Here is a 13,269-nt window from a genome sequence, read left to right as displayed (position 1 = left end):
CGGCCAATTTTAACAAGGAGTCAGTCATGAAAAAGTTAGTTGCGACAGCACCCCGCGTGGCGGCGCTGGTGGAATATGAAGATCGTCCTGTTGCCGTTCACGAAGTGAAAATTCGTGCCCGCTTTGGCGCGCCGAAACACGGCACTGAAGTGGTGGATTTCCGCGCGGCAAGCCCGTTTATTGATGAAGAGTTCAACGCCGAGTGGCAGATGTTCACGCCACGTGAAGAGGGCGCGGCCCGCGGTATTGAGTTCGGTAAATTCCAGTTGGGGAACATGATCGTCGGCGACATCATCGAATGCGGGGCTGACGTAACGGAATACCAGATTGGCGACAGCGTCTGCTGCTACGGTCCATTGCAGGAAACGGTCATCGTAAACGCGGTTAACAATTACAAACTGCGCAAAATGCCGCAGGGGTCGTCCTGGAAAAATGCCGTTTGCTACGATCCGGCGCAATTCGCCATGAGCGGCGTACGTGATGCCAATGTCCGTGTGGGTGATTTTGTGGTTGTTGTCGGGCTGGGGGCGATTGGTCAGATCGCGATTCAGCTGGCGAAGAAAGCTGGCGCGTCAGTGGTCATCGGTGTCGATCCTATCGAACATCGCTGTGAGATTGCTCGCCGCCATGGCGCGGACCACTGCCTGAACCCAATCGGTACTGATGTCGGTCTTGAAATTAAAAAACTGACCGGTAAGCAGGGGGCGGATGTCATCATCGAAACCAGTGGTTTTGCCGATGCGCTGCAATCTGCTCTGCGCGGTCTCGCTTACGGTGGAACCATCTCCTACGTGGCGTTCGCCAAACCGTTTGCAGCAGGATTCAACCTCGGTCGCGAAGCGCATTTCAACAATGCGAAAATTGTTTTCTCCCGTGCCTGCAGTGAACCCAATCCGGATTACCCGCGCTGGAGCCGCAAGCGTATTGAAGAGACCTGCTGGGAATTGCTGATGAACGGTTATCTCAATTGCGAGGATCTGATCGACCCGGTTGTCACCTTTACCACCAGCGCTGAGAGCTACATGAAATATGTCGATCAGCACCCTGAACTGAGCATCAAAATGGGCGTCACTTTTTAAGCTAAGGAGAGCAAGCAATGAAGATCGCAACACAAAACCAGGCCTTTTTCCCGACCAATATCATGGAAAAATTCGAGTACATCAAAGCGATGGGTTTTGATGGCTACGAAATTGATGGCCGACTGCTGGTCGATAATCTCGACGAAGTGAAAGCCGCCATTAAAGCCACTGGCCTACCGGTGACAACGGCATGCGGCGGATACGACGGCTGGATCGGTGACTTTATCGAAGAACGCCGTCTTAACGGTTTACAGCAGATTGAACGTATTCTGGAAGCGCTTGCAGAAGTGGGCGGTAAGGGCATTATCGTCCCTGCGGCCTGGGGGATGTTTACCTTCCGTCTGCCGCCAATGACCTCTCCGCGTAGCCTGGACGGTGACCGCATAGCTGTCAGTGCCTCGCTTCGCTGGCTGGATGAAGTGGCCGCACGCACCGGGACGACGGTATACCTGGAGCCGCTGAATCGCTATCAGGACCACATGATCAACACCCTGGCGGATGCGCGTCGTTATATTGAAGAGAATGCGCTCAAACATGTGCAGATCATCGGCGATTTCTATCATATGAACATCGAAGAAGATTCGTTAACGGATGCGCTGCACCACAACCGCGATCTGCTGGGTCATGTCCACATCGCAGATAACCACCGCTACCAGCCGGGCAGCGGCAGCCTCGATTTTGCCAGCCTGTTCGATCAGCTGCGTGCTGACGATTATCAGGGTTACGTGGTGTATGAGTGTCGTGTTCGTGCTGACAATCCTGCGCAGGCTTATCAGGATTCGCTCACTTATTTGCGTGAATGCTAAGGATGACATGCGTGATGAGTGCTTCAACATCTTCGCCTCTGCGCGTCGCCATCATTGGCGCCGGACAGGTTGCGGACAAAGTTCATGCCTCGTATTACGCCACACGCAGTGATGTTCAGATGGTGGCTGTCATGGACAGTCGCCCTGAACAGGCACAGGCGTTTGCGGAACGTCATGGGATCCCGTCTGCATGGCAGGAGGCGCGAACCATGCTGGAGACGGTCAGACCGGATGTGGTGAGCGTTTGTTCGCCTAACCGGTTTCACTTTGAACATGTTATGGCGGCGCTCGACGCCGGATGCCATGTCATGTGTGAAAAGCCGCCTGCCATGACGCCGCAGCAGGCCGAACAGATGCGTACTGCTGCCCGTAAGGCGGGAAAAGTGCTGGCGTATGATTTTCACCACCGGTTTGCACGCGATACGCAATTGCTGCGTGAGGCCGTGTTGAATGGCGTCCTGGGCGAGATCTACTTCACGACGGCGCAGGCGCTGCGTCGATGTGGCGTGCCGGGCTGGGGCGTTTTTACGAACAAATCGTTGCAGGGCGGCGGACCGTTGATCGATATCGGCATTCATATGCTGGATGCCGCCATGTATGTACTGGGGTTCCCGGCGGTAAAACGGGTCACGGCGCACAGCTTCCAGCGACTGGGAAACAGGAAAAACAGCGGCCAGTTTGGTGAGTGGGATCCGGCTCAGTTTACCGTTGAAGATGCGCTGTTCGGCACGATTGAATTCTGCAACGGCGGCATCCTGCGTCTGGACACCTCGTTTGCCCTGAATATTCGCGAGCAGTCGATCATGAATGTCTCATTCTGCGGTGAAAAGGCCGGGGCAACGCTTTTCCCGGCACACATTTACACTGACGAAGCCGGGGTATTACAGACTCTCACGCAGCGCGAAGAGGCTGACGATCGGCGACATTTGCGCAGCATGGACGCCTTTGTTCGTCATGTGCAGGGAGAGCCGGTCATGATTGCTGATGCGGAGCAGGGGCTGGTTATCCAGCAGCTTGTTGCCGCGCTCTATGAATCAGCAGAAACAGGGGAAAGCGTGACGTTATGCTGAACGTGTCTGTATTAACCGATCCGGGCTTTTGTCCACACAGCCTGAACAAATTCGCTTCTATTATGGCCTGCGGCAATGGCTATATGGGCATTCGCGCTGCGCATGAGGAGGACTATACCCAGCAAACCAGAGGCATGTATCTGGCGGGGCTGTATCATCGCGCGGGTCGGAATGAAACCACTGAATTGATCAACCTGCCGGATATTACAGGCATCGAGATTGAACTGGACGGTGTGAATTTTACCCTCCTGTCAGGGGAGATTCTGAGCTGGCAGCGCGAGCTGGATTTTGCCAACGGCGAACTGCGTCGCACGGTTCTCTGGCGCGCGCCCGATGGGAAGCGCTATCGTCTGGATAGCCGTCGCTTTGTGTCACTCGCTCAACTGCCGTTGGTTGCAATGCAACTGTCGATCACGCCGCTGGATGCGGCATCGCAGGTGATGTTAAAAACAGGTATTGATGCGACACAAACCAACAGCGGCAGACAGCATCTGGACGAAGTTTCTGTCAGAGTCTTTGACCAGCATTACCTGCAGGGCGTCTATGAAACCCAGGATCGCGAGGCAGAGGTGGTGATCTCCACAAGCTGCCGTCTGTCGTCGAATAGCAGCGACAGCTGCTTTAGCGCGAAAAATCGCCGCGTCATGGCACACCATTCGCTGACGCTTCCTGCCGGTGACACTGTCACACTTGAAAAGTTGGTGTGGATCGCTCACCGCAAGGACAAAACGCTCTCGCAGGAAACCTATGCGCGCAATGCGCTGGCCGATCTCAAAGTGTGTGCGGCAAAAGGTTACGCATCGCTGCTGGAGAACTCCGCGCATGCCTGGGAGAACGTCTGGCGTGACGCGCGGGTTGACGTGGCGTCCACGGACAAACAGGATCAGATGGCGCTTGATTATGCCGTCTGGCATCTGACAGCCATGACGCCAGCGCATGACGAGCGAAGCAGCATCGCCGCCAAAGGTTTGACCGGGGAAGGGTACAAAGGTCACGTCTTCTGGGATACCGAAATTTTCTTGCTGCCTTTCCATCTGTTCACCCGTCCACAGATTGCCCGCAACCTGCTGCGCTATCGCTGGCTTAACCTCTGTGGAGCACGTGAAAAAGCGCGTCGTAACGGTTGGCCTGGCGCGCTGTTCCCGTGGGAAAGCGCCGCGAGTGGTCAGGAGGAGACGCCGGAATTCGCGGCAATCAACATTCGTACGGGCACACGTCAGAAAGTGGCCTCTGCGCTGGCCGAACACCACATTGTGGCGGATATCGCGTGGGCTGTTGTCGCTTACTGGCAGGCGACACGGGATGACGCCTTTATGCGCAATGAAGGTTTGACGTTACTGATGGAGACGGCAACGTTCTGGATGGGGCGTGCCATCGAAGCCAACGGTCGTCTGGAAATCCATGATGTGATCGGGCCGGATGAATACACCGAACACGTCAACAACAACGCTTACACCAACTATCTGGCCTGGCATAACGTCTCCTGTGCCCGCCAGTTTATGTCGATGTTTGGTCGGGAAGATGCCGCCTTCCTGACGAATGCCACACGTTTTCTGACGCGTTTATGGCTTCCGGAGGCAAATGCCGAAGGTGTCCTTCCTCAGGATGATACCTTCATGACGAAACCGGCTATCGATCTTAGTCGCTATAAAGCGAAAGCGGGTAAACAAACCATTTTGCTTGATTACTCTCGCGCTGAAGTGAATGAGATGCAGATCCTCAAGCAGGCCGATGTGGTGATGCTCAACTACCTGCTGCCGGAAAGGTTTACCCCACAACAGTGCGCTGCCAACCTGGCTTTCTACGAGCCGCGTACCATACATGACTCTTCGCTGAGCAAGGCCATTCACGGGATCGTGACTGCGCGTTGCGGGGACACTGAAGGGGCATATCTCTTATGGCGTGACGGTGTCGCCATCGACCTGGGTGACGATCCGCACAGCAGCGATGACGGTATTCACGCCGCCGCGACCGGTGCCATCTGGTCGGGTGTGATTCAGGGTTTTGCCGGGTTGCAGATTGTGGAAGGGGAACTTCATCTCGCGCCGAAATTGCCTGCCCACTGGCGAAAACTGAGCTTCCCGTTGCGGTGGCGTAACGCGCAAATGCGTTTCTCATTTGAACATGATGCGTTGACCGTTGAATCCTCTGCACCCGTCACGTTAACGCTATGGGGTAAAACCCTTAACGTCTCGGGGCTGCAGACCTTTGCACGTACGGATTTTCTCACGCCCATGAATGGGACCGCTACCACGGAGGGGCGCTATGACGCTTAATGCTGTTGTATTTGATCTGGATGGCGTGATCACCGATACCGCACATCTGCATTTCCTGGCCTGGCGTAGCGTGGCACAGGAGATTGGCATCACCATCGACGAGGCGTTTAACGAGCAGCTAAAGGGAATTAGCCGCATGGATTCCCTGCAGCGGATCCTGCAACACGGTGGAAAAGAGGGGGCGTTTGACGACAAGCAATGCCTCGCGCTTGCCGCGAAGAAAAACGATCTCTATGTCCAGTCCCTGGCGTCGTTGACGCAAGATTCGCTGCTTCCGGGTATCCGCGAAGTCCTGGCGGATATTCGTGCGGCGAAAATCAAAATTGGGCTTGCCTCTGTTTCCCTCAACGCCCCCGGCATATTACAGGCGTTGGGCATTCATAAGGCTTTTGATTTTTGCGCTGATGCTTCTCGTATTACCTGCTCAAAGCCTGACCCGGAGATTTTCCTCGCTGCCTGCGCAGGGCTGAATGTCCGCCCTGAAGAGGCCATCGGTATCGAAGATGCGGCGGCGGGCGTTGAAGCGATCAATGCGGCAGGGATGTTGTCGGTTGGGATTGGACCTGGTCTGAACCATGCGGGATTACAACTTCATTCAACGCGGGAACTGACCTGGAAATGCCTGACTGATTTCTGGGCGTCCCAGACGGTATTGATAAGGAATTAATAATGGCTCAACTGTCTCTGAAACACATTCAGAAAATCTACGATAACCAGGTCCACGTGGTTAAGGATTTCAACCTCGAAATTGAGGACAAGGAGTTCATCGTCTTCGTCGGGCCGTCTGGCTGCGGTAAATCGACAACGCTGCGCATGATTGCCGGACTGGAGGAGATCAGCGCCGGTGAACTGGTGATTGACGGTGTCTGCATGAACGACGTTCCCGCCAAGTCTCGCGACATCGCGATGGTTTTCCAGAACTATGCCCTCTATCCACATATGACGGTCTACGACAACATGGCGTTTGGCCTGAAGATGCAAAAAATTGCGCCTGCGGTTATCGAAGAGCGCGTTAACTGGGCGGCTCAAATCCTGGGATTGCGTGAATATCTCAAGCGTAAACCTGGCGCGTTGTCCGGCGGCCAGCGGCAGCGTGTGGCATTAGGCAGGGCAATAGTGCGTGAAGCCGGTGTCTTCCTGATGGATGAACCACTCTCCAATCTCGACGCCAAGCTTCGCGTGCAGATGCGCGCTGAAATCAGCAAGCTGCACCAGAAACTCAATACCACGATGATTTACGTGACCCACGATCAGACGGAAGCGATGACGATGGCTACCCGTATCGTGATACTGAAGGACGGTTTTATTCAGCAGGTGGGGGCACCGAAGCAGGTGTATAACGAGCCCGCGAATATGTTTGTCGCCGGGTTTATTGGTTCACCCGCCATGAACTTCATTCGCGGGGCAGTAGACGACCGTTATTTTGTGACGGAAACACTGCGTCTGGAAATCCCGGAAGAGAAGCTTGCGGCACTCAACGCCGCGGGCTATCAACGTAAAGCCGTAGTGTTTGGGATCCGACCGGAAGATATTCTGACACTTCAACGCCAAGGGGAAGACATTGCCGCGAAAGTGATCGTAGCCGAGCTGACGGGCGCGGAGTTTATGCTTTATGCCAGCGTCGGCGGGCATGAACTGGTCGTTCGGGCGGGTGCGGCCAATGACTACGTTGCCGGAGACACTATCGGCATCCAGTTTGATATGACTAAGTGCCATTTCTTCGACGCGGATACCGAGGCGGCTATTAGATAAGAAAGGTGTTTGCCGGAAATGCAAATTTCCGGTTTTTTTGTTTGTTAATTATAAAGGAATATTTTAATGAGTACTCTACTACGAAGTGCTGCGCTCGTGCTGTGCGCAGGGGTTAGCTGCGCGCAAGCCGAAGAAACGGCTAAACACTGGGCGTTTAATATCGGTGCAATGTATGAAATTGAAAACGTAGAAGGTCAGGGCGACGATAAAGATGGTTTATATGAACCCTCCGTGTGGTTTAACGCCACCTGGGATGCGTGGACAATTTCGATGGCGATGTATCAGGAAGGGCCAGTTGATTACAGCAGCATGACACGCGGAACCTATTTCGACCGTCCTGAATTTGAATTGCGCTATCGCTTTATTGGATCGGATGATTTCACACTCGGCCTGACGGGTGGTTTCCGTAATTATGGATATCACTTCAAAGATGAAAAGGGCGCGAAAGATGGCAGTGCTAATATGCAGCGCTATAAAATTCAACCTGACTGGGATATTAAATTAACCGATGACTGGCGTTTCGGCGGCTGGTTTGCCATGTATCAGTTTGCCAATGACCTGGAAAAAACAGGATATTCTGACAGCCGTGTCGAAACTGAAACGGGCTTTACCTGGACCCTCAACGAAACCTTCGCCGCTAAAGTGAATTACTATTTAGAGCGCGGTTTTAATATGGACAGTTCCCGTGATAACGGCGAATTTTCGACGCAGGAAATTCGCGCGTATCTGCCCATTTCGTTAGGCCAGACGACGCTAACACCTTATACCCGCCTTGGGCTTGATCGCTGGTCGAACTGGGACTGGCAGGACGATCCTGAGCGTGAAGGGCACGATTTCAACCGACTTGGTCTCCTCTACGCTTATGATTTCAACAATGGTTTATCCATGACGCTGGAATACGCCTATGAGTGGGAAAACCATGATGAAGGTGAAAGCGACCGCTTCCACTATGCGGGCGTTGGCGTGAATTACGCATTCTGATCGACACAATACCAGGGGCTAACCGCCCCTGGTATTACCGTAGGGAGGCTGCAAGTGAAAAATGGGTATCAACAAGTACCTTTTGTGGCGCAGGATCGCCGGCGATACGCTTAAACAGAAGATCGCAACTCTCTTCGCCCAGCTTGCGGGTAGGGATATCAAAGCCTCCAGGTGCAGGCGTGAGAATGAGAGACAGCATCGGATCGCTATATCCCGCAACCACAACCTGCTCTGGGATCATCAGGTTCAACTCATCTGCCGCGCGATAAAGACCAAGTAACTTCATGCTGTCAGTCGCAAATACCGCGTCAGGCGGCGTGGTTGAGGACAATAATGTAATGGCCGCAGCAAGCGCGCTCTCGTGGGTATACCCGCCATCGATGATCCAGTCTGGATTAATAGCAATATTATTCTTTTCCAGGCTGGCTTTATAGCCTGAAAGACGATCAATAGAAACATGATAATCAAGCGGCGCATGCAGGCAGGCAATTTTATGCCGCCCGTTTTTAATAAAATTATCTGTTAGCGTGGCGCTGTCATGGAAATTATCCGTGTCGACGGAGTAAATATTCGTAAAATCGCCTTCCACTTTACCGATGACGACTACCGGTACGCCATACGCATCCAGGGTAGTAAAAAAAGACTCATCGGCCGGTGAGCTCAGCATAATGATCCCTTTAATCATTTTCTGTTTTATTTTGCTCACGCATTTTAGCAGGTCGTCTTCACTGCTTTTAGAGGTCTGCAAAATAACGTCAAAACCTTCTTCTTCAGCTTTAGCCGTAATGGTATGAAGAACATCAGAGAAGAAAGGGTTACCGGCAGTCGTTTTGGTTGAACGCGTTGAAATCACCATAATGGCGTCGAAGCCAGAAGAGGTCAGGGCGCGGGCAAGTTTGTTGGGTTGATAATTTAATTCGTCAATCGCCTTCAACACTTTGTCACGCGCTTCAGGGGAAATATTCGTTTGTTTATTCAGAACGCGCGACACGGTTGATTTGGAAACGCCAGCAACCCGGGCGATATCATAGATAGTGGGTGACATACACCTCTCACTCCAGACAAACAGCAGTGTCGTTCATCTTACTGGAGAGAAAACGGCAATAGCAATAAATAAGAATTGATAATCAACGATCTGCCCCCATTTATTGTATTCTGAAGCCATGCATTTCAGGTTTTCACGCAATGAAGGACGGCGATGAAGCGACTTAAAAACGAACTCAACTCTCTGGTGAACCGCGGTGTTGATCGCCATCTGCGTCTGGCGGTGACGGGACTCAGCCGTAGCGGGAAAACGGCGTTCATCACGGCGATGGTGAACCAGCTGCTGAATCTGCACGCCGGGGCGCGCCTGCCGCTGCTAAGCGCCGTGCGCGAAGAGCGTTTGCTGGGCGTTAAGCGCGTACCTCAGCGCGACTTCGGCATTCCTCGTTTCACCTATGATGAAGGGCTGGCACAGCTTTATGGCGACCCGCCGACATGGCCGACGCCGACGCGCGGCGTGAGTGAAATTCGCCTTGCGCTCCGTTTTCGCTCCAATGAATCCCTCATGCGCCACTTCAAGGATACATCGACACTCTATCTGGAAATTGTGGATTATCCTGGTGAGTGGTTGCTTGATTTGCCGATGCTGGCCCAGGATTATCTGACGTGGTCTCGCCAGATGACGGGATTATTGCAGGGGCAACGTGCCGGGTGGTCGGCAAAATGGCGACAGCTGTGCGAGGGGTTAGATCCCCTTGCCCCTGCGGATGAAAACCGGCTGGCAACGATTGCTGAGGCCTGGACGGCGTATCTGCATCAGTGCAAACAGGAAGGGCTGCATTTCATCCAGCCAGGCCGTTTTGTTCTGCCGGGCGACTTAGCGGGGGCACCTGCATTGCAGTTCTTCCCCTGGCCGGATGTGGATGCATACGGGGAATCAAAGCTGGCGCAAGCGGACAAGCACACCAACGCCGGGATGCTGCGCGAGCGCTACAATTACTACTGCGAAAAAGTGGTTAAAGGTTTCTACAAAAATCACTTTTTACGTTTCGACCGCCAGATCGTGCTGGTGGACTGCCTTCAGCCGCTCAACAGCGGACCGCAGGCGTTTAACGATATGCGCCTTGCGCTGACGCAACTGATGCAAAGTTTTCATTATGGACAGCGCACGCTGTTCCGCCGTCTGTTCTCGCCGGTAATCGATAAACTGCTCTTTGCCGCCACAAAGGCCGACCATGTGACGGTCGATCAGCATGCCAATATGGTCTCGCTGCTGCAGCAACTGGTGCAGGATGCCTGGCAGAACGCTGCGTTTGAAGGGATCGGTATGGACTGCCTCGGGCTGGCCTCGGTACAGGCGACACAGAGCGGATTGATTGACGTTAATGGCGAAAAAATCCCGGCACTGCGGGGCAACCGTCTCAGCGACGGTGAGCCGTTGACCGTCTATCCTGGGGAGGTACCGGCTCGTCTGCCGGGTCAGGCATTTTGGCAAAATCAGGGCTTCCAGTTCGAAGCCTTCCGGCCACAAACCATGAGCGTCGATCGGCCGTTACCGCACATTCGTCTGGATGCGGCTCTGGAATTTTTGATTGGAGATAAATTGCGATGACGGAACCGTTAAAACCGCGCATTGACTTTACCGGGACGCTTGAGAAAGAGCATCAGGAGGCGTTTAAAACGGCGCAAACCTTTAACGGCGCGCAGGCTGATAACTTTGCTCCAGTGCTGACTGAAGAGCCCGGCGTCGAGGACGGCCCGGCTGAAGCGGTTGTTGAAGCGGCCTTACGCCCGAAACGTAGCCTGTGGCGGAAGATGGTCACTGCCGGGCTGGCGTTATTTGGTGTAAGCGTGGTGGGTCAGGGCGTTCAGTGGACGATCAACGCCTGGCAAACCCAGGACTGGGTTGCGCTGGGTGGATGTGCTGCGGGTGCGCTGATTGTGGGGGCGGGTGTCGGGTCGGTTGCTACCGAGTGGCGGCGTCTGTGGCGTTTGCGACAGCGCGCGCACGAGCGAGATATCGCCCGGGATCTGCTTCACAGCCACGGCACGGGAAAGGGGCGGGACTTTTGTGAGAAACTGGCCGCACAGGCCGGGATAGACAAGTCGCACCCGGCGCTTCAACGCTGGCATGCCGCTATTCATGAGACTCAGAACGATCGTGAAGTGGTGACGCTTTATTCTCACCTGGTGCAGCCGGTGCTTGATGCGCAGGCGCGACGTGAAATCAGCCGTTCGGCGGCGGAGTCCACGCTGATGATAGCCGTCAGCCCGCTGGCACTGGTAGATATGGCATTTATCGCCTGGCGTAACCTGCGTTTGATTAACCGTATCGCGAATCTGTACGGCATCGAACTGGGCTATTACAGCCGTCTGCGCCTGTTCAAGCTGGTGATGCTGAATATCGCGTTTGCCGGTGCCAGTGAGCTGGTTCGTGAAGTGGGTATGGACTGGATGTCACAAGATCTGGCGGCGCGTCTGTCCGCACGTGCTGCTCAGGGGATTGGTGCCGGTTTGCTGACTGCTCGCTTGGGTATCAAAGCGATGGAAGTGTGCCGTCCGCTGCCCTGGATCGATGGCGATAAGCCTCGTCTGGGCGATTTCCGCCGTGAGTTAATTGGTCAACTGAAAGAAACGCTCAATAAAAAACCGACCCCGTAAAGGCGTTGCTTACTATTCGTGCTGGCTGTCAATATTTGTTGACAGCCACCTTCCAGAATACCGTGATCTGACATATCATTTTAGCGTTATTGGCTAAGAACGGTGAATTTCCCATGCGTCTGGAAGTCTTTTGTGAGGACCGTCTCGGTCTGACCCGCGAGTTACTCGATCTTCTTGTTTTACGTAGCATTGATTTACGTGGCATTGAGATCGATCCTGTGGGGCGAATTTACCTCAATTTTGCCGAAATTGAATTCAATACCTTCAGTAGCCTGATGGGGGAAATCCGTCGTATCGCTGGCGTTACGGATGTCCGCACCATTCCCTGGATGCCGTCAGAGCGAGAGCACCTGGCGCTGAGCGCGCTGCTGGAAGCCATGCCTGAACCTTTCTTATCCCTCGACTTGAAAAGTAAAGTCGAGCGCGTGAATCAGGCGAGCTGCCAGCTTTTTGCGCAGAGTCAGGAGAAACTCAGCAATCATCACGCTACGCAGCTGATCCCCGGCTTTAACTTCCAGCGCTGGCTGGACAGCAACCCGCAAAACACCCACAGCGAACATGTCGTTATTAACGGGCAAAATTTCCTGATGGAGATCACCCCGGTCTACCTGAAAGGGGAAAACGACAGTCGCGTCCTGACGGGGGCCGTGATCATGCTGCGTTCCACCGTCCGTATGGGGCGCCAACTGCAGAATATTTCCAGCCAGGATGTCGGCGCATTCAGCCAGATTATTGCCGTCAGCCCGAAAATGCGTCATGTCGTCGATCAGGCACGTAAGCTTGCCAGTTTGACTGCACCCTTGCTGATAACGGGGGACACGGGAACCGGGAAAGATTTACTCGCGCATGCCGTACACATGGCCAGCCCGCGGGCGGCAAAACCTTACCTGGCGCTGAACTGCGCGTCGATCCCTGAAGATGCCGTTGAAAGTGAACTGTTTGGCCACGCGCCGGAAGGGAAAAAAGGGTTCTTCGAACAGGCCAACGGTGGTTCGGTCCTGCTGGATGAAATCGGCGAAATGTCTGCGCGCATGCAGGCTAAGCTGCTGCGCTTCCTGAATGACGGGACTTTCCGTCGCGTGGGTGAGGACCATGAAGTCCACGTCGACGTTCGCGTCATTTGCGCCACCCAGAAAAACCTGGTGGAGCTGGTGCAAAAAGGGGTGTTCAGGGAAGATCTCTATTATCGTCTGAACGTACTGACGCTCAACATCCCGCCGCTACGCGATTGTCCACAAGACATCATCCCGCTGACGGAGCTCTTCGTAGCCCGCTTTGCGGACGAGCAGGGAGTGCCGCGTCCGAAGCTTTCAGCCGATCTGGGCACGGTGCTGACGCGCTACGGCTGGCCGGGTAATATTCGTCAGTTGAAAAATGCCGTGTATCGCGCGTTGACTCAACTGGAAGGATACGAGCTGCGGCCTCAGGATATCCTGTTGCCGGATTACGATGCCGGGACGGTGTCGGTAGGTGAAGAGGCGATGGAAGGCTCGCTGGACGATATCACCAGTCGTTTTGAGCGCTCTGTGCTGACGCAGCTTTATCGCAGTTATCCAAGCACCCGCAAGCTGGCCAAGCGGCTTGGGGTGTCACATACTGCGATTGCGAATAAGCTGCGTGAGTATGGGTTGAACCATAAGAAAGGCGACGAATAAAAGCA

Annotated in this window: 11 protein-coding genes; 10 read left to right on the top strand and 1 reads right to left on the bottom strand. The window is 54.2% G+C overall.

What is annotated here, in order from left to right:
• Positions 1-26: 26 nt before the first annotated feature.
• The 7 genes from N2K86_RS11855 (at position 27) to N2K86_RS11825 (ending at position 7,964) form a co-directional block, all read left to right on the top strand.
• Positions 27-1,079: a zinc-dependent alcohol dehydrogenase gene (locus N2K86_RS11855; RefSeq protein ID WP_260658739.1), complete on the top strand. Its 1,053-nt coding sequence runs from the start codon at positions 27-29 to the stop codon at positions 1,077-1,079.
• A gap of 17 nt (positions 1,080-1,096) precedes the next feature.
• Entirely contained in the window at positions 1,097-1,885 is a 789-nt protein-coding gene (locus N2K86_RS11850) for a sugar phosphate isomerase/epimerase family protein (protein WP_260658738.1), read from the top strand.
• An 11-nt stretch (positions 1,886-1,896) separates the two neighbouring features.
• A complete protein-coding gene (locus tag N2K86_RS11845) occupies positions 1,897-2,955 on the top strand; it encodes a Gfo/Idh/MocA family protein (protein ID WP_260658737.1) in 1,059 nt (352 codons plus the stop codon).
• On the top strand, positions 2,949-5,231 hold the full coding sequence (locus N2K86_RS11840) for a glycoside hydrolase family 65 protein (protein WP_260658736.1): 2,283 nt from the start codon (positions 2,949-2,951) through the stop codon (positions 5,229-5,231). The genes N2K86_RS11845 and N2K86_RS11840 overlap by 7 nt, the downstream gene beginning before the upstream one ends.
• Positions 5,221-5,898, top strand: coding sequence for a beta-phosphoglucomutase (gene pgmB / locus N2K86_RS11835; protein WP_260658735.1), 678 nt, complete (start codon positions 5,221-5,223; stop codon positions 5,896-5,898). The genes N2K86_RS11840 and pgmB overlap by 11 nt, the downstream gene beginning before the upstream one ends.
• 2 nt (positions 5,899-5,900) lie before the next feature.
• Positions 5,901-6,983 (top strand): ABC transporter ATP-binding protein, encoded by a 1,083-nt coding sequence (locus tag N2K86_RS11830; protein ID WP_260658734.1) that lies wholly within the window; start codon positions 5,901-5,903, stop codon positions 6,981-6,983.
• Positions 6,984-7,049: 66 nt separating this feature from the next.
• Entirely contained in the window at positions 7,050-7,964 is a 915-nt protein-coding gene (locus N2K86_RS11825) for an OmpG family monomeric porin (RefSeq protein ID WP_260658733.1), read from the top strand.
• Positions 7,965-7,998: 34 nt separating this feature from the next.
• Here N2K86_RS11825 and N2K86_RS11820 read toward each other — a convergent pair whose 3' ends face one another.
• Positions 7,999-9,009, bottom strand: coding sequence for a LacI family DNA-binding transcriptional regulator (locus tag N2K86_RS11820; protein ID WP_260658732.1), 1,011 nt, complete (start codon positions 9,007-9,009; stop codon positions 7,999-8,001).
• 153 nt (positions 9,010-9,162) lie between these two features.
• Between N2K86_RS11820 and N2K86_RS11815 the strand changes: the two genes are divergently transcribed.
• The 3 genes from N2K86_RS11815 to tyrR all read left to right on the top strand — a co-directional run bounded on the left by N2K86_RS11815 (position 9,163) and on the right by tyrR (position 13,264).
• On the top strand, positions 9,163-10,560 hold the full coding sequence (locus tag N2K86_RS11815) for a YcjX family protein (protein ID WP_238460112.1): 1,398 nt from the start codon (positions 9,163-9,165) through the stop codon (positions 10,558-10,560).
• The gene (locus N2K86_RS11810) at positions 10,557-11,609 is read left to right on the top strand and encodes a YcjF family protein (protein ID WP_260658731.1); all 1,053 of its coding nucleotides are present in this window, start codon (positions 10,557-10,559) and stop codon (positions 11,607-11,609) included. The genes N2K86_RS11815 and N2K86_RS11810 overlap by 4 nt, the downstream gene beginning before the upstream one ends.
• A 113-nt stretch (positions 11,610-11,722) precedes the next feature.
• The gene (gene tyrR / locus N2K86_RS11805) at positions 11,723-13,264 is read left to right on the top strand and encodes a transcriptional regulator TyrR (protein WP_260658730.1); all 1,542 of its coding nucleotides are present in this window, start codon (positions 11,723-11,725) and stop codon (positions 13,262-13,264) included.
• The last annotated feature ends 5 nt before the right edge of the window (positions 13,265-13,269 follow it).

The organism is Enterobacter mori (genome assembly GCF_025244905.1).
In the GTDB taxonomy this organism is placed as follows: Bacteria; Pseudomonadota; Gammaproteobacteria; order Enterobacterales; family Enterobacteriaceae; genus Enterobacter; species Enterobacter mori_A.
The sequence above is the reverse complement of the archived record's forward strand: the minus strand, read 5'-3'. Positions and strand labels throughout refer to the sequence as shown.

Excerpts from the sequence above, each read along its gene's own strand:
- N2K86_RS11855 (WP_260658739.1), top strand. The coding sequence starts at position 27 with ATGAAAAAGTTAGTTGCGACAGCACCCCGCGTGGCGGCGCTGGTGGAA.
- N2K86_RS11850 (WP_260658738.1), top strand. The coding sequence starts at position 1,097 with ATGAAGATCGCAACACAAAACCAGGCCTTTTTCCCGACCAATATCATG.
- N2K86_RS11840 (WP_260658736.1), top strand. The coding sequence starts at position 2,949 with ATGCTGAACGTGTCTGTATTAACCGATCCGGGCTTTTGTCCACACAGC.
- pgmB (WP_260658735.1), top strand. The coding sequence starts at position 5,221 with ATGACGCTTAATGCTGTTGTATTTGATCTGGATGGCGTGATCACCGAT.
- N2K86_RS11830 (WP_260658734.1), top strand. The coding sequence starts at position 5,901 with ATGGCTCAACTGTCTCTGAAACACATTCAGAAAATCTACGATAACCAG.
- N2K86_RS11825 (WP_260658733.1), top strand. The coding sequence starts at position 7,050 with ATGAGTACTCTACTACGAAGTGCTGCGCTCGTGCTGTGCGCAGGGGTT.
- N2K86_RS11820 (WP_260658732.1), bottom strand. The coding sequence starts at position 9,009 with ATGTCACCCACTATCTATGATATCGCCCGGGTTGCTGGCGTTTCCAAA.
- N2K86_RS11815 (WP_238460112.1), top strand. The coding sequence starts at position 9,163 with ATGAAGCGACTTAAAAACGAACTCAACTCTCTGGTGAACCGCGGTGTT.
- N2K86_RS11810 (WP_260658731.1), top strand. The coding sequence starts at position 10,557 with ATGACGGAACCGTTAAAACCGCGCATTGACTTTACCGGGACGCTTGAG.
- tyrR (WP_260658730.1), top strand. The coding sequence starts at position 11,723 with ATGCGTCTGGAAGTCTTTTGTGAGGACCGTCTCGGTCTGACCCGCGAG.